At 56.4% G+C, this 16,821-nt stretch carries 11 protein-coding genes; 2 read left to right on the top strand and 9 right to left on the bottom strand.

The annotated features are described in order from the left end of the window. Positions 1 to 208: 208 nt before the first annotated feature. The 6 genes from QN062_RS01420 to QN062_RS01395 form a co-directional block, all read right to left on the bottom strand. Positions 209 to 766 (bottom strand): DUF501 domain-containing protein, encoded by a 558-nt coding sequence (locus QN062_RS01420; protein ID WP_369342498.1) that lies wholly within the window; start codon positions 764 to 766, stop codon positions 209 to 211. 203 nt (positions 767 to 969) lie between these two features. Further along, on the bottom strand, positions 970 to 1,686 hold the full coding sequence (locus tag QN062_RS01415; RefSeq protein WP_369341853.1) for a septum formation initiator family protein: 717 nt from the start codon (positions 1,684 to 1,686) through the stop codon (positions 970 to 972). Between the two features lie 187 nt (positions 1,687 to 1,873). Further along, complete coding sequence (eno, locus tag QN062_RS01410; protein ID WP_369341852.1) at positions 1,874 to 3,169, bottom strand: phosphopyruvate hydratase; 1,296 nt, start codon at positions 3,167 to 3,169, stop codon at positions 1,874 to 1,876. Positions 3,170 to 3,373: 204 nt separating this feature from the next. Continuing rightward, on the bottom strand, positions 3,374 to 6,973 hold the full coding sequence (gene mfd, locus QN062_RS01405) for a transcription-repair coupling factor (protein WP_369341851.1): 3,600 nt from the start codon (positions 6,971 to 6,973) through the stop codon (positions 3,374 to 3,376). Continuing rightward, entirely contained in the window at positions 6,963 to 7,562 is a 600-nt protein-coding gene (pth, locus tag QN062_RS01400; protein WP_369341850.1) for an aminoacyl-tRNA hydrolase, read from the bottom strand. Before pth ends, mfd begins: the two co-directional genes overlap by 11 nt. 190 nt (positions 7,563 to 7,752) lie before the next feature. Continuing rightward, positions 7,753 to 10,920: a UPF0182 family protein gene (locus QN062_RS01395; protein WP_369341849.1), complete on the bottom strand. Its 3,168-nt coding sequence runs from the start codon at positions 10,918 to 10,920 to the stop codon at positions 7,753 to 7,755. Positions 10,921 to 10,962: 42 nt separating this feature from the next. On the opposite strand from QN062_RS01395, the gene QN062_RS01390 reads away from it, so the two are divergent. Continuing rightward, positions 10,963 to 12,279: a glycoside hydrolase family 3 N-terminal domain-containing protein gene (locus QN062_RS01390; protein WP_369341848.1), complete on the top strand. Its 1,317-nt coding sequence runs from the start codon at positions 10,963 to 10,965 to the stop codon at positions 12,277 to 12,279. Between the two features lie 204 nt (positions 12,280 to 12,483). On the opposite strand, the gene QN062_RS01385 is transcribed toward QN062_RS01390, so the two are convergent. Then, a complete protein-coding gene (locus tag QN062_RS01385) occupies positions 12,484 to 13,662 on the bottom strand; it encodes a glycosyltransferase family 4 protein (protein ID WP_369341847.1) in 1,179 nt (392 codons plus the stop codon). Between the two features lie 351 nt (positions 13,663 to 14,013). On the opposite strand from QN062_RS01385, the gene QN062_RS01380 reads away from it, so the two are divergent. Further along, positions 14,014 to 15,042: a YdcF family protein gene (locus tag QN062_RS01380; RefSeq protein WP_369341846.1), complete on the top strand. Its 1,029-nt coding sequence runs from the start codon at positions 14,014 to 14,016 to the stop codon at positions 15,040 to 15,042. 95 nt (positions 15,043 to 15,137) lie between these two features. Here the strand turns inward: QN062_RS01380 and QN062_RS01375 are convergent, their stop codons facing one another. Both QN062_RS01375 and QN062_RS01370 read right to left on the bottom strand, forming a co-directional pair. Beyond that, positions 15,138 to 16,172 (bottom strand): bile acid:sodium symporter family protein, encoded by a 1,035-nt coding sequence (locus tag QN062_RS01375; protein WP_369341845.1) that lies wholly within the window; start codon positions 16,170 to 16,172, stop codon positions 15,138 to 15,140. 104 nt (positions 16,173 to 16,276) lie between these two features. Next, on the bottom strand, positions 16,277 to 16,750 hold the full coding sequence (locus QN062_RS01370; protein WP_369341844.1) for a glutathione peroxidase: 474 nt from the start codon (positions 16,748 to 16,750) through the stop codon (positions 16,277 to 16,279). Between the last annotated feature and the right edge of the window lie 71 nt (positions 16,751 to 16,821).

The raw sequence follows: 16,821 nt of genomic DNA, 5'->3' as shown, positions 1-16,821 counted from the left end.
CTCTCCTCCAACACAGCTGTTCTTTTTTCATCACGATTCTACAATTCCCCAGTACCAATCGATCCCTCGCCATCGCCGCAGGATGGACGCTTCCCCAGACCATTCGAGCAAGACAATGGCTCAGAGACAGTGCCTCAGAGACAAAGAATCTGAGACAGAGATGCCCCCAGACAGAGATGCCCAGACCGCCGCTTCTGGACGACAGACATCAGAGAATGCTGCAGCGGCAGACATTGGGGTCGAAATGCCTATCCTCGCGGACCATGCGCAGTGCGATGTCGCCGATCGGATTGACTCCCTCGCCCATGCACAGGCTATGGGCAAGGGCCGCATGCAGGCATTTCACCCTGGTCGGCATGCCGCCTGCGCTGATGCCTCTGATATGGCTGTCATCGTCGCCCAGCAGGGCGGCAAGCTGAGATCGGAAGTCCAGGTATGCCAGATGCGCCTGTTCATAGGCCCTGGCGATGGCGTCGTCATGAGCTAGTGACTCGGATAGCCTCTTCATCGTGCCATCCGCCTCAAGGCTTGATGCTGCCTTGACCGCCTCGGGACTCGTGAGATAGAAGGTCGTCGGAAATGGTATCGACGCATTCAGCAACGGGCGCGTGACAACAGCCAAGGGACGTCCGCAGACGCATCTCGCGCCGACGGCGATCATGCCTCGTGGATAACGGGTCAGCTGTCGCTCGACCAGATCGATCTCGTCCTTGGTGGCTGGCGCTTCGAGCACTTCGCGCAGACGGCCTCTGACCCGTGTCCGCATCTCATCGCTGAGTGCGGGGCCTGTCTGCTCGACGGACGGGCTGCCTATGACAGTCTGGGAGCATTCCTGATTATTCATTATCGTATTCCATATGCCTTCATGCAATCGGGGACGACGCAATTCGTCTCGTACAGCTTGGATGGTTTCGCGGGTATGCAGGCCTTCGCAGAATGACGCTTCTGCCCGCGGCAAAGGTGAGCGTTCTAGTCCGAGGATGATGCGGATGGGCTCGCGGATGACTTGGATGAACTGGCACTCGAAGAGGATGACGACGTTGCCGTGCTGGAAGGATTGGAGTCTGATCCGGACGTGGATGACTTGCTCTTCGAGGAATCCCCGGCCTGCTTGTCGGCCTTGTTGAAGGAATAGGCCAACTCACTGTACCAAGGCAGCGTCGTCGTATCGGTGGAGCTATCGTCGGACTTCTCGCTCCCGTTTGATTTGGTGCCGGTGACCGCCTCAGGATGAAGCACTCTGACAGCCTCCTCGCCAGGAAAAACGAAGCCTAGGCGTTCGCGGGCCTGGGCTGTCACATATGCGTTGTCGCTCCACCGTGAAATCTGGTTTTCCAGATCCCTATTCTGGACGACAAGACTTGCCTCCTGCTTGCGCAGACCATTGAGTTCGGAAAGATTTATGGCATATGTATGGAAGGTCGACACGATTTCCACGGTGCCCAACAGAATGATGATCATGGCGATGAAGAAGGAAATCGGACCGGAATTGCCAATTGTACGGGTTGTGGACTTGCCCGTCTTCCCGGACTGCCGCGAAGCGGTGGACTTTCCGGAGGCAGAAGTCCCGGCAGGATCCACATGCGTCTGCCTGGATCGAGAGGATTCGCGCGAATCAGAGACGCTCGCCTTTCGACTGGCCTTGCCAGCAGCCACACGCCTTCCGTTCCTTGATTCCTTGCTCATTGCCATCCCCAGACCCTTTCGCCACATCTATGCCAACACATCTATGCCAAGTTCGGATTGCGGTCAAGCTCCACCAATGCCTGACATACGAAAATACCCGCCACACTCGACTGGGAATGTGACGGGCATTGCAATGTCAGTCTGCGCTCATACCACTACGCGACAATTCCTGACCTGCCGACTTGCCTTACTTGACATACTTCTTGCAAGCCTTGAATGCACTGTAGCCTGCATACTGCGCGGTCGAACCGAGCTCCTCTTCGATTTCGAGAAGACGGTTGTACTTGGCGATGCGCTCGCCACGTGCAGGAGCGCCGGTCTTGATCTGACGGGTGTTCTTCGCGACGGCAAGGTCGGAGATCGTGGTGTCTGGGGTTTCACCCGAACGATGGGAAACCATCGAGGTGAAGCCATTGGCCGTTGCCAGTTCGATAGCGTCGAGCGTCTCGGTGACTGAACCAATCTGGTTGAGCTTGACGAGCAGGGAGTTGGCGGCCTTGAGATCGATGCCCTTCTGCAGACGGACGGGGTTGGTGACGAGAAGGTCATCGCCGACGAACTGAAGCTGGTCGCCCATCTCGGCAGTGATCTTCTGCCATGCGGTCCAGTCTTCCTCTTGGAACGGATCCTCGATGGAGACCAGTGGATACTTCTTCACGAGACCCTTGTAGTAGTCCAGCAGCCAGTCATCGTCGCGAAGCTCGCCTTCGAACAGATACTTGCCGGTCTTCTTGTCGTAGAACTCGGAGGAAGCGACGTCAAGGGAGAGGCCGATCTGCTCGCCTGGCTTGTATCCTGCCTTTTCGATGGACTCGACGATGAGGTCAAGTGCCTCGGCGTTGGAATCAAGGTTCGGAGCGAAGCCGCCCTCGTCACCGAGACCGGTGCTCAGACCCCGCTGCTTCACCACGCCCTTGAGTGTGTGATAGACCTCGACGCCTGCACGGAGGGCTTCCTTGTATGAATCGAATCCATATGGGGAAACCATGAATTCCTGAATGTCGACGTTGGAGTCTGCGTGCGCTCCACCGTTCATGATGTTCATGTTCGGCACCGGAAGGATGTGTCCGTTGGTTCCACCGATGTAACGGTACAGAGGCAGTTCAGCCGACTCTGCAGCCGCGTACATCGCTGCGAGAGAGACGCCGAGGATGGCGTTTGCGCCAAGCTTGCCCTTGTTTGCGGTGCCGTCGAGTTCGATCATCGTGTCGTCGATGGCGCGCTGATCGCTTGCATCCATGCCAATCACAGCTGGTGCGATGGTGTCGTTGACGGCCTTGACCGCTTCGAGAACACCCTTGCCCTGATAGCGGTTCTTATCGCCATCGCGACGTTCCCAGGCTTCAGCCTCACCGGTTGATGCGCCGGAAGGAACCAGTCCGAGGCCCTGAGCTCCGTCTTCGGTCTCAAGAACTACCTCTACTGTTGGGTTTCCGCGGGAATCAAGGATTTCGCGTGCGTATACGCTTTCAATTGCTGCCACAACTTCTCCTTAAGACATTGTGTTGTTCTGACATTCCCCAGCGTAGTGCTTTTATTGGACGAACAGCGCGTGTCGTGAAGAGAACATTGTTAGCGCTCACAGCTTTCAACCCATATACGCTTGCACATGCTGACGAAAGTTGATGCACGACTCGTTCACCCGTATGCCGAAGTCCCATCGAAACCGTGGGTATGCATGCAGGCCTCACTGCAGGTGTGGATGCCATGCCAGGTCTTCCATGAGCTGCTCGGTCCAAGCCATGATCTGCTCGGAATCCATGGCAGGCTGGCCCAGAGAACCGGCAAAGGGTGCTGGAATCAGCAGAACATGCGTAACGGGACGGTATTGTGAACCTCTGTAGATTCGCTGTATGCGCATCAGCAACGATTCCTGCGGGTCGATCTTCGCGATGCGGACGTTCTTTCCCTGACCTGAGATTTCGGTTATGCCGAGCTTCTGTGCCTTGAAACGCAGACGGGCGACGTCAAAGAGCGTGTCGAAGTCCTGTGGTGGCCTGCCATAGCGATCGGTGAGCTCGTCTCGCAAGTCGTTCAGATCCTCCTCGTTCCTTGCGGCGGCGAGCTTTCTATATGCTTCCAGACGCAGTTTGTCTGAATCGATGTAATCAACCGGAATCGAAGCCTCGATGGGCAGATCGATCGTCACCGCCTGCTCCTCCTGGGCATCCGGCTCCTTGTAATGCTCGACGGCCTCGGACACCATGCGCACGTAAAGGTCGAAGCCGACTCCTTCTATATGGCCTGACTGCTCATCGCCAAGAAGATTGCCTGTTCCGCGAAGTTCAAGATCCTTCATCGCGACTTCGTATCCTGAGCCAAGGGCCGTGTTCTGTGCGATCGTCGCGAGTCTGTCGTGAGCGGTCTGCGTCATGGGCTTGCTTGGATCGTAGAGGAAGTATGCATATGCCCGCTCGCGGCCACGGCCGACGCGTCCTCTGAGCTGGTGCAGCTGACTGAGACCAAAGCGGTCGGCATGATCGACGATGAGCGTATTCGCGTTCGAGATGTCAAGGCCGGTCTCGATGATCGTGGTGCATACCAGCACATCGATGTCGCGGTGCCAGAAGTCACGGATGACATGGTCGAGCTGACGCTCCCCCATCTTGCCGTTGGCGATGCCGATGTGCGCTTCTGGTACAAGCTGCGCGATGTGAGAGGCGACGCGATCGATGTCTTCGACGCGATTATGGACGTAGAAGACCTGACCACCACGGAGCAGCTCTCGCTTCACCGCTGCGGTTATCTGCGAATCCTCGCTCGCTCCCACATAGGTGAGCACCGGAAGACGATCCTCTGGTGGCGTGTCCAAGGTGGACATCTCCCGAATGCCGGTCACAGCCATTTCCAAGGTTCTTGGAATGGGTGTGGCCGAAAGGCTCAGCACATCCACATTCGTGCGCAGTGCCTTGAGCGTCTCCTTGTGTTCGACGCCGAAGCGCTGCTCTTCGTCGATGATGACGAGTCCCAGGTCCTTGAACTTGATCTTGGGATTCAAGAGCTTATGCGTCCCGATCACCACATCGACAGTGCCATCGGCAAGCCCCTGCATGGCTGCCTTGATTTCTTTCGGCGTCTGGAAGCGGCTCATGGCTGCGACATTGATGGGAAAACCTTCGAACCGCTCATTGAAGGTCTCCTGATGCTGCTGCACCAGCAGGGTTGTCGGAACCAGCACCACGACCTGCTTGCCATCCTGGACGGCCTTGAATGCCGCACGCACGGCGATTTCGGTCTTGCCGAATCCCACATCGCCGCAGATCAGGCGATCCATCGGCATGGGCTGCTCCATGTCATGCTTGACCTCGTCGATGGTGGTGAGCTGGTCGGGTGTCTCCTGGAATGGGAAGGCGTCTTCGAGCTCTTTCTGCCAAGGCGTGTCAGGGCTGAAGGCAAAGCCCTTGGTGCGCTGACGGGCCGAATACAGCTTCACCAGGTCTGCGGCGATCTCACGCACATGCTTGCGCGCCTTGGCCTTGGTGGCCGCCCAGTCACCGCCACCGAGCTTGTTGAGCTTCGGAGCTTCGGCACCGATATATTTGCTGATCATATCAAGCTGGTCCGTTGGCACATACAGCTTGTCAGATGGCGCATTGCGCTTGCTCGGTGCATATTCAATGACAAGGTATTCGCGCTGCGCGCGCTGCGCGCCCTGACCGACGGTGCGCTGCTTCATGCCAATGAAGCGGCCGACGCCATGCTGTTCATGAACGACGAAGTCTCCAGGCTTGAGTTCCATCAGATCGATGCTCTTGCGCCTTCGCTTTGGCGTTTTCAGCTGACCTGTCGCGCTGGTTCTTCCTGTCAGATCGCGCTCCGTCAAGACCGCAAGTCTTGCGCCGCGATCAATGAAGCCATTCGGTGCGAGCGATCGGATTGGCGTGAATGTGGTGATGCCGATCTCGTTGATGACGCGCTTGAGACGCGAAAGCGTTCCCTGCGCTGCCGCTGTCAGAATGACGGTGAAGCCCTGTTCGATGAGTCCTTCGATTCCTGAACTTACCTTGCCTTCCCCTCCCCTGAAATTCTCGGGGTTCTGGGCATCGAGCTGATAATGCCCCTGAACGTTCGCATCAACGCCAAATCCAGTGAGACGAATTACCTCGGTATGCCCGAATTCCATTGCTGACACAGTCTCATCGAAGTCGAGGAAGCTTGCCTGATCAAAGCTGATGGGGGCACCGGACCCATGGCCTGAAGCTGCGACATGCCAGCTAGCGGCTAGGAATTCGTTCGCCGTCTTGGCCAGGTCTTCTGAGGATCTGCGAAGGCGTTCAGGGTCGTCGAGCATCACTATGGCATCGTCAGGAAGCAAGCTCGGCACCTGATCGAGATGATCCACCAATGCCGGAAGCAGCGATTCCATCCCTTCGACAGGTATGGCCTTGGATATGGATTCGAGCATGTCCTCCGCATTGTCGATCTTGCCGACAAGCGATGCCGCACGTTCGCGTATCTCAGGCGTCAGCTGCAGTTCCCTGCATGCCGTCGCCCAGATGCGAGGAATGGAATCGCCATAGGTGCGTTGGTCCGAAGCATTGAATTCGTGGATGCCGTCGACCTCGTCACCAAAGAATTCGATGCGTACCGGATGCGGTGCCGTCGGCGGGAACACATCGAGGATGCCTCCGCGAACTGCGAATTCCCCTCGATCCATGACCAGGTCGACTCGTGTATAGGAATTTCTGACCAGCAGTCTTGACGCCTCATCGAGTGCGAATTCCTTGCCATCTTCGAACACCAGCGGTTCGACGTCGCCAAGGTTGGCGACGACGGGCTGAATCAGCGAGCGAACCGGCATGACGAGCATGCGTATCGGACCGAACATGTCGCTGTTGGCGACGGGATGCTTCAGACGGCGGAACACGGCCATTCTGCTCGCAACCGTGTCGGCGCGTGGCGAAAGACGCTCGTGTGGCAGCGTTTCCCATGCTTCCAAGAGTGCGATGTCCTGCGGATTGCCTGGATACCATGAGCGTACCGCGGCTGCCAGCTCTTCGGCATCCCTGCCCGAGGCGGTGATTGCCACCACGGTTTTTCTCTTCGACGTGGCTGCAATGAGCGCCGGTCGTAAGCCTTCGGGAATGCCCAATGTGGTTGACGGATCGGTCTTTGATTGCGAAATATCAGTGTCGCCGATCACCACATCATGAAAAATCGGGTCATCTCTCAGATTGTCAAGCAGATGCGACAATGACCCCTCTGTCGGAGCGCCTTGAGATATGGCATGCCTGCCGCTGGTGGCTGTGGTATTCGAAAGTGCCTGCCATGTCACTTCATCGACCATTGAATTTCTCCTGAGCCTGTCCGAGGCCTTCGTTCATAATCGTTTCGACTGCGTCTGCCCCATCGCTTAAGAAATCGGCGAGGCGCGACTTCTGATCGGCATTGAAACCGCCAAGAACCCAGTTCACTGTTTTTGCATGGGCATCGCCCTGTCTGGCTGAATGCCCGACCCCAAGCCTGACTCGAGAATATGTGTTGGTTCCGAGCGATCGGTCAATGGATTTGATGCCATTATGTCCTCCGGCCGAACCACCGGCCTTGACCTTGATGCGTCCGAATTCCAGATCCATATCGTCATGAATCGCTATGACGTGCTCCGGTGCGATGTCATAGTACGAGCAAATGGAAGCAACGGCATTGCCCGAATCGTTCATGAAGGTCAGTGGCTTGGCCAGGAAAAACTTGCGTGGTGCCCCGGAAAGCCTCATCACGCCCTTGCCGAGCAAGGCCAGCCCCTTGTGGTCGGAAAGCGAAACGCTCCAACGATTTGCCAATACATCCGCACACATGAAACCCATGTTGTGACGGGTGCCCTCGTACTTCGAACCAGGATTTCCCAACCCTGCGATCAACCAAAAATCAGACGCCATGCCTCAAAACCAATCTTTCTTGCACAAAACCTCTCAGATTGTACCAACTGAGATGACGCAGAGCGCATGAGAAGTCGAGTTTTGCGGCAATTGCGAAGTATCACAGTCGTTTTTTGGCTTAAAGGGGACAAGCTTTCACCGTTTTCGCCATGAGATACTCAGCAATTGCCGCAAAACTCGGAATCTCGGATCATTGCGCGTTCACGGCGTCCTTTATTGCCTGCTTCAACTGATTCTGAGCCTGGCCGTATGCGCTGAAATCGCCCTTCTTCAAGGCATTCTCAGAATCTTCCATCGCCTGATTGGCTGCGTCCAGGGCCTTCTTCAAGGCAGTGCTATCCTTCGTGGAAGATTCCCCGCTCGTTGAACCGGCAGCTTCGCTTCCCTCCGAACTCGAATCGGACTGCTGACCGGTTGCATTCTCGGCATCGCCAGCCGAAGCGCCTGAGTTGCCGCCAAACACCTGATTCAACGCCTCGTCCAGGGTGTTGGCAAAGCCCACCTGATCTCCAAAGGCAACGAGTACCTTCTTCAACAGCGGGAAGCTCGTGTTGCCGCTGGATTGAACGTAGACCGGCTCGACATATACCAGGCCACCTCCGATCGGCAGGGTAAGCAGATTGCCTCGCTTGACTGTGGTACTGCCCGACTCGAGCAGATTCAGTTCCTTGGAAACGTCTGCATTCGCATTGAAGTTGTTCTGCGCCTGCCCCGGACCTGGAACGTTTGCATTCTTCGGCAATTCGAGTAGACGAATCGTTCCATAGTTGGCCCCGACCTTTCCTGCCTTGTTGCCGGCATCGGAATCGACGGAAAGGAATCCGGTCAGAATCTCGCGGGTGGAGCTTCCTGCTGGAATGTAGGTAGACGTCAGCGAGAACAGGGGCTTCGAGGTTCCTGGAGTCTTCATCGTGAGATAATACGGAGGCTGAAGCACGTTCTCGGCCTGATTTCGCTTGGACTCGACAGGGTCGATCGGCGTCTGCCAGAAGTCCTCTCCCGAGAAGAACTGGTTCGCAGAGTCCACATGGTATTTGGCGAGTAGCTGACGTTGCACCTTGAACAGACTTTCCGGATAGCGCAGGTGACTCATCAGGTCGCCTGAGATGCTGGAAATCGGCTTGTATTGGCCAGGAAAGACCTTTTCCCACGCCTTGAGCACTGGATCCTGCGGATCCCAGGCATACAGATCGACCGAACCATCATATGCGTCGACGGTTGCCTTGACGGAATTGCGAATGTAGTTGGCATTCTGCGATCCCAACCCCTTTACCGCTGACGACGTCTGCGTGGTGGAATCCTTGGTCGCAGTGCCAAGATCGACGGTCTGCGAATATGGGTAGTTTGCAGAGGTGGTGTATCCGTCGATTATCCATTTCACCCGACCATCGACGACTGCCGGATAGACGCGGCCATCGAGGGTGAGATATGGAGCGACCTTGGCTACGCGTTCCTTGGGATTGCGGTCATAGAGAATCTGGGAGGATGAGGTGACGCGGTCGGAGAACAGAATCTGATCCGATCCGAAGCGAATGGCATACATCAGGCGCGAGAAGAGATTCCCGACACTGGGACCACCATTACCGGTGAACGTGTTGGTGGCTCCCTCAGAACCCTTGGGATAGTCGAACTCCCAGGACTGCGTTCCCTTCGGCGAACCCACGATCGAATATTCGGGTGCGTTCGGAGAGAAATAGATCCTCGGCTCATAATGCTCCGAGTCAGTCAGCTTTCCCTGCGTCGGAATGCCGGATTCGAAGAATTCGGGCTGCCCATCAGCGGTGACCTTGTTGCCATAGGCCGCCACGACTCCGTATCCGTGTGTGTAAACCGTGTGATCGTTGACCCAGTTACGATTGTCATTGCCCGCGAGGTTCAATTCGCGTGCGCCGATCACCGTGTCCTGGCTCTTTCCGTCGATATCATATTTATCGACGGCCAATGTGTCTTCGAAATTGTAATATTGCTTGGATTGCTGCAGCTGACGGAAGGTCGGTGACACGACCTGCGGATCGAGCAGACGAATCTGAGCCGTGGTCTCGGCGTCTTCGGTCAGCGCACCTGACTTGCCGGTGGTGGTTGCCTGATAGTTCTCGACCGTAAGCTTGTTCAGCCCGAATGCAGCAGTGGTCGCCGTGATGTTGCGCTGGATGTACGGGGATTCCGTCTCCTGCTCGTTCGGATTCACCTTGAAGCGTTGAATGATCATCGGTCCGACGCCAGTGAGCATGATGCTCACCACCACCACGGTGGCAACCGCTATCGCCGGCACCCTCCACTCCTTGAGCACGGAGGAAACCGAGGCGCTGCGATTCACGTTCTCGCTCAGACTCCTGGCGTTCATGATCCACACTCCCACGATGATTCCTAGGAGCAGGGTAAGTACTGACATGACGATGCTCGCAGGAATGGTGACATGCACGGAGGTGTAGCCGGCGCCTGTGATTCTGTCACTCTCTTCGGTCACGGTGTCAAAGATGCCGAGCAATATCCGCGCTGACCAGACGACCATGTTGACGATGACCCAGATGCCTATCTGCCTGCGTGCATGCTTGGTCAGACTGACGATGCTGTGCCCATGAACCGGCATGGTCAGACGGATGCCGCTCATCAGAAAGTGAGTGATGACGGAGAAGACGAGACCTGCAAGGAGCAGCATCGCGAGGGCTCCCATGCAAAGCTGCAGGCCGGGAAGTATGAATACGAAGAATCCGTCATCGAGTCCGAATTGAGGATCCTTCGTGCCGAAGGGCTGCGCGTGGAACATCAGAACGATCTGCGACCAGTTCGAGTTCAGCCGCGATCCGAACATGAGGCCGACGATCAGGGAAATCACCACAGCCGTGCGTCGGGCGACCTTTGAGCTCACGGACTTGCCGACTTCGATCACGTCGCCCTTGACACGAATGGTCGACCCATCAGGCTCAGCAGGGCGCCTGCGAATGGCCAGAGTCGCGGAACAATAGGTGATCAACGCCATGACCAAGGCATATGCAAGCCAAAGGCCGATCTTGATGGCGAGCTGAATCCATATGACGGAGGCATACCCAATCTGTGTGAACCACATGACGTCGGTGATGAAATGGGCCAGCAATGCAATGGCGGCCAGTATGAGTGCGATGACCGCGACAAGGCCGATCAGGACCTTGGATCCCAGTGAATTGCGGAATGATCCCGAGTGCCGTGAAGTGATCCAGGACCTGCCTCGAGTTCTCCGGGCCGCGGCTGCAGCGCCGGAGCTCTCGCCACCCGAGCCGGCACCGTTCGCATGGGCTTGCCCATCACCGTCATGGGGGGAACGACGCCCATCTGAGGGACCGTTATCGAACATATGTGAAAAACCATCAAAAAAAGACATGCCTCAAGATTACATGAACCCCTCAAGATACCATTGAAAGCTATGAATGAGCTTAAAGATATCCCATCTTATGCTGTGCTTATTCTGCATAGACACCGACATGGATTCAGTGCGTTCGCACACCTGGGTCGACTGCTCGGAATCTCTGTCGCAGTTCTGGCACTGCTCTCGCTCAGCGCATGCGCCTCGCACAGTGCGACGCAGATCGGTTCCCCTCACACAGGAAGCTCGGCATCAGGCTCTGAATCGGTTCCATCGTCCATGAAGTCCGACATGGCAAGGACTGCGGCTCCGGAACCCCAGCTCAGCGGCAGACAGCAGGCTGCACAGCGAGCGAGGGCACGCACGGCGAATATGTCGATTCAGGATCAGGCCGCCCAATTGGTGATGGTTCCTCTTCAGGCAGGAACGCCGCCCACGGCGATACGTCAGGATATTCAGGGTCGCCACATAGGTTCGGTGCTGCTGTTCGGCAATAGCACAGCGGGCATCGACGCAGTTCATGAGGAAATCAGCGAAATCCAGTCATACGTCGATGACGGCGATGGTCTTCTCTTCGCCACGGATCAGGAAGGCGGCACTGTCCAGCACTTGAAAGGTCCTGGCTTCTCTGTCATGCCAAGTGCCGTGGTTCAAGGGCAGATGAGCGCGGACAGCCTTGAGTCCAATGCCAAGACATGGGGCGCACAGCTCCGATCCGCAGGAATCAACGTTGATTTTGCACCATCCGTGGATACCGTCCAGACACAGCCGCGCTCGGCAAACGCCGCAATCGGCGCGCTGAATCGTGATTTTGGTCTGGACGCCTCAGGCAATGCCTTGCATGCGAGAGCGTTCATCGAGGGGATGTCCCAGGCAGGAATATCAACTGCAATCAAGCATTACCCAGGGCTCGGTGCGGTTGCCGGGAACACCGATCTTACGAATTCAGGAATCACCGATGGCACGACCACACTGGACGGCGAGGAGATATCCGCCTTCGATGAGGCGCTGAAGTCGGATCCTGCGATGGTCATGATGTCGTTGGCGACGTATTCGAAAATCGATCCCGGCAATCCTGCGGCGTTTTCTTCAACCATCATGCAAGGACATCTGCGCGATGGCAAGAACTATCAGGGCATCATAGTATCCGATTCCCTCTCGGCGCAGGCGCTTGCTGATATTCCTGCGAATGAGCTGGGTGTGCGCTTCATCCAGGCGGGCGGCGATCTGATATGCGCTGACGCGCCGGGATACATCGATCGCATACTCGACGGCATCATAGCCACGGCCCAATCAGACACGGCGTTCAGACAGAGGGTCGCCGACTCTGCGACTCGCGTGCTGACATTGAAGTATGAAAGGCAGCTGATCCGATGATCGGCGCTCCATTGTTACTGGCGGTGTCGGTTTTACGGTGAACATGCAAGCAGAGTGAACGTGCAATCACGGTGAACATGCAAGTTTTGGGCACTTGCTGAAGTAGATGGGCCGATAATCGGCATGACACCGCACCGACCCGCAACGAATTCGGACGATGCTACTTCAGCAAGTGCCAAAAACTTGCAATATGGGTCAGCGCGTTCACGATTTCGGGACTGCGGCACGTCTCCTGTCGTGAATCGCCTGACGATAGACGGTTTCAACCTGATCCGCGACCGTGGAAACGTCATAGAGCTTCAGCAAGCCTTGCTCATGCGCATGGACACGCTCGGCCCAGATCCTGTCTGCAAGAGCCCGGGCGATTCCCTCTGCCAGCGCCTTCGCCCTTCCTTCGCTGTTTACGGTGAACAGAGCATCTTCGTCGTTCATCATCGTGCTTCGATAGCCCGGGTTGTCCCCTGCAAGCACGACATTCGATCCCGAGGCGATGGCCTCAAGCAGCACTATCCCAAAGGACTCGCCACCCGTCGAAGGGAATACGGCGACATCGGCGCTTGCCAGCAGCGCAGGCTTCTCGCTTTCCTCGATGAATCCGATGAAGCTGCATTGCGTATCGAGCTCGTCAGCCCGCCTCTGCGATTCGGCGAGCAGGGGTCCCTTCCCCGCGAAGGTCACATGCATGCCCCGCGGGAACAGATGGCGTCGCTCTCCCCAACGCAATGCCTCAAGCAGGACCTTCGCTCCCTTGCGCTCGACGAACCTGCCAAGGAACACGACATGAGGCCCGTCACCGTGGAACCGGTCGATTGTCTGCTGCCCGGATTCTTCCCTGCGCCTCAGCAGATCCCATACATCTACGGGATTCGGGATGACGCTGCTGTCGACGTGTGCGGTCAGATGTGCGTAGTCCGCAGCCACCTTCGACACCGATATGACCTCGTCGACCCTTCTGTGCGAGTGGGAATTGATCGCGCCCAGCAGCTTGCCCCCGACATACGAGAGCATTCCCGTAGGGGCAATGTGATACGTCGCCACCACTGCGGTCGCATCATTCGCCCTCGCAAGAACTCGTCCGGCAAAAAGTGGACTGTATGGGGCCTGGACGTGGAGCACGTCAAAATGAGTCTTCTCCAGGACCTGATTGATTGCACCGGCCTTCGAAAGGATGGGGATCCGCATGCGGTTGCCGTTGAATGCAACCATCACATTGCGCGCCAAGGGATGAATGTGCTCCACGGGCCGCTGCTCGGTCTGACCAACCAGATAGTGAACCTCGTTGCCCCGTTTCGAGAGTTCCTTGCCAAGGGTGAGTATGTGTGCCTGGACTCCGTCCAAAACGTCGAGCGTGTCGTCAAAAACAAAGCCAATTCGCAAGGTCATGGGTTCGATGGTAGTACGGGCATGCGAAGGGGGGCATTTCTCATCCCTACCACGCCGTTGTTCAGACATCTCCCAGCCCGCTTCATGACCCGCGTCAAGACTTGCCTAGCTCAGTCTCCATATCGTTCGCTAGCATGGTTGAAGCAAGGTGGAGGTCACCTTTCGCCCCAGCCAAGTGTCCGCAGCAAGCGGTCCGCAGCCAAGGTGTCCGGGCGTCTGCCAGGCGAGGCATAGGTGTGGCAGAGAGCGCCGGGCGAAAGCTCCCACAAGTGCCCTGCGAACGTTCAGGAAGGCTTCCATGAGCATCTGCCATGGTGCTCGGGAGACATAAAAGAGATTGAAGGTCACATCATGAATCCGACGGTTGGCATCGCTATACTGTATGTGCCAGTGGTGCTGTTTGGAGTCCTCTTCGCCGTATCCTTCTGGCGCGAACCACGACAGTTCCGAAATTCCATCTATCTCAGCCTGTTCATTCTCTGTCTCGCAACGAATCTGCTCATGGGATTCGGACAGGAGTGGATGGTGCTGCCGATCCTGCTGGTCATCGTCATGTGCCCGATAGTCGTGACTCTCTTTCTTGGCATCAATTCCGTCGTGGTGGCCAGACATGAGGGACTGTCCAGGACCACAATCCTTCCTGGGCTTCTGGCCTTGGCGATCGTGCTGTTCTTCGTGGCATTCCCGATACTGTCAGCGTTGCGCGCGCCGCAATGGTTGGTGGGCATAGCCGGTCTCATCGTGCTCGAGGGCATCTGGTTCTTCTTCACCTTCACTGCACTGCTGCTGTATTCATGGCTGTATCGCGTGCTGCCAAAGCGCAGACGATACGACTACATCATCATCCATGGGGCAGGATTGCAAGGCACCCAGCCCACTCCCCTGCTGCGTGGCAGAATCGACAAGGCGGTCCGTCTGTGGAATCGTCAGGAAGGCTTCGGCAAGCTCATCGCGTCCGGCGGTCAGGGGGCCGACGAAGCCATATCCGAAGCTGAAGCGATGAGTAGATATATGCAGGACAAATATAAGATTCGCGAAACCGACATCATTCTCGAGGATCGTTCGACGACTACCTTGGAAAACCTGCGATACTCCCAGTCGATCATGAACGAACGATCTGGAGGGAGCCGCTACCGCTGCGCGTTGGTGACCAGCGACTACCATGTGTTCCGCGCGGCGGAATATGCCCATAGGCTGCATCTCAAGGCAGACGGCATCGGCAGCCATACCAAGGGCTATTACTGGCCGACAGCATTCATAAGAGAATTCGTCGCAATATCCCTTGACCATCGCTCACCATATGTGATCATCGCCTGCATATGGCTGATTTCCGCAATGCTGCAATATTTCGGACCGGCACTGCCCGCCCTGTTTCGCTGATCGATAATTCCGCGTGGCTTCCGCGTTGATTCAGCCTTGATTCAACCTTGATTCAACGCGGAAGCCACGTTGAATCAAGGCGGGTCGTCAGATTGTCACGCCTGGGCTGCGCCGAGCTCGACGCCCTTGGTCTCGTGATGAATCTTTCCATTCTCAGAACCTGCCTTGATGCCATATTTGGCATCGTGGCGCAACCACCACGACGACAGCACCGAGCCGGATATGTTGTGCCACACGCTGAAGAAGGTCGATGGAATGGCGACGATCGGATTCGCGGCAAAGGCCTGCAGGGCAAGGGTCGCTCCCAAGGCTGAGTCCTGCATGCCCACTTCGAAGGTGATTGCCTTCTGCTGGGCATATCGGAACCCCTTCGGATAGATTCGGTACATCGCCTTGCTGAACAGATAGCCAAGCGTGTAGCCACAGATGTTATGGAGCATCACGACGGGAAGCAGCAGCGCGGTCTGGGCGGTGAAGAGCTTCGAGTTGTTTGCAGCGACGACGACGCCGATTATCACCAATATGGCTATCTGCGAAACAGCCGGCAGCGCGACGGTGACCTTGCCTACCTTATTGCCGAATATCGTGTGGACGATGACCCCAAGCGCAACAGGTATCAGAACGACCTGAACCGAGGTGAGGAACAGCTTCTCCACTGGAATCTGAACATAGGAGCTTGCGAGTGCGCTCATCAGCAGCGGCACCATGAATGGCGCGCACAGCGTCGAAAGCAGTCCGATGGATACGTCCAGGGCGACATCGCCCTTGGAGAGGAACGACATCACGTTCGAAGATGTCCCTGAAGGGCAGCATCCGACGAGTATCACGCCGACGGCAATCATGCCGTTCAAGCGGAAGATCCAGCAGAGTAGCACGGCAAGAAGTGGCATTATCAGGTAGTGGGCGACGGTGCCGACGATCACCATCAGAGGCATGCGAATAATTCGCTTGAAGTCCTCGAGACTCAGCGTCATTCCCATTCCAAAGAGAATGATGCTGAGGAAATAGTTGACGTAGCTCTTCGCCCACAGACTCGTCTGCGGTTCGAAGAAGTTGAGTATCGCCCAAAGCACCACAACAAGTGTGAACCACTTCGTAAGCCATGAGCTGAATTTCTGGACCTTTGCCATTGTATCGTCCACCTTCCCTTCGTTAGACCGGAAAGGTACGCCGATTCCAGTGTAAAGCAAGGTCGATGACCGCTATGTGAACAAAGTTAATAAATAATTATCCGTCAGAGTTGAGCGACGATGTCCTTTTCGATGCTTTCCGGAGTGGTCGTCGGAGCGTAGCGACTCACTACGTTGCCCTCTCTGTCAATGAGGAATTTCGTGAAATTCCATTTGATGTTCTTCGAAGCAATTCCTGATTTCTGATCCTTCAGCCACTGATACAGGGGGTCGGCCTGTTCGCCGTTGACGTCGATCTTCGCAAAGCGAGGAAACTCCGTTCCATAGGTCAACCGGCAGAAGGAACCTATCTCCTCGTCCGTTCCGGGAGCCTGACTGTTGAACTGGTTGCAGGGAAAGTCGAGAATCTCGAGTCCCTTTGACTCATATTCGTGATACAGCTTCTCAAGTCCCTCATACTGCGGCGTGAAGCCACATTTGGTCGCAGTATTGACGATGAGCAGCACCTTGCCCTTGTATCGTCCAAGACTGACGTCCTTGCCCTGAGGATCCTTGACAGTGAAATCGTAAACGCTCATTCCAGCTCCTTAGCATCGTTCCGGTGACAGTCTCGAGATCGCGTTCCTGATTCTCGAAGCTCACTGCCGCC

The sequence above is a fragment of the Bifidobacterium sp. WK012_4_13 genome (assembly GCF_041080835.1).
In the GTDB taxonomy this organism is placed as follows: Bacteria; Actinomycetota; Actinomycetes; order Actinomycetales; family Bifidobacteriaceae; genus Bombiscardovia; species Bombiscardovia fermentum.
Note: the sequence above shows the minus strand (reverse complement) of the source record. Positions and strands in the feature narration are given on the sequence as shown.

Bases quoted from the DNA above. Each gene is read 5' to 3' on its own strand.
- QN062_RS01370 (WP_369341844.1), bottom strand. From the start codon at position 16,750: ATGAGCGTTTACGATTTCACTGTCAAGGATCCTCAGGGCAAGGACGTC.
- QN062_RS01380 (WP_369341846.1), top strand. From the start codon at position 14,014: ATGAATCCGACGGTTGGCATCGCTATACTGTATGTGCCAGTGGTGCTG.
- QN062_RS01420 (WP_369342498.1), bottom strand. From the start codon at position 766: ATGCGGACACGGGTCAGAGGCCGTCTGCGCGAAGTGCTCGAAGCGCCA.
- QN062_RS01415 (WP_369341853.1), bottom strand. From the start codon at position 1,686: ATGAGCAAGGAATCAAGGAACGGAAGGCGTGTGGCTGCTGGCAAGGCC.
- QN062_RS01395 (WP_369341849.1), bottom strand. From the start codon at position 10,920: ATGTCTTTTTTTGATGGTTTTTCACATATGTTCGATAACGGTCCCTCA.
- mfd (WP_369341851.1), bottom strand. From the start codon at position 6,973: ATGGTCGATGAAGTGACATGGCAGGCACTTTCGAATACCACAGCCACC.
- QN062_RS01390 (WP_369341848.1), top strand. From the start codon at position 10,963: ATGAATGAGCTTAAAGATATCCCATCTTATGCTGTGCTTATTCTGCAT.
- QN062_RS01375 (WP_369341845.1), bottom strand. From the start codon at position 16,172: ATGGCAAAGGTCCAGAAATTCAGCTCATGGCTTACGAAGTGGTTCACA.
- QN062_RS01385 (WP_369341847.1), bottom strand. From the start codon at position 13,662: ATGACCTTGCGAATTGGCTTTGTTTTTGACGACACGCTCGACGTTTTG.
- pth (WP_369341850.1), bottom strand. From the start codon at position 7,562: ATGGCGTCTGATTTTTGGTTGATCGCAGGGTTGGGAAATCCTGGTTCG.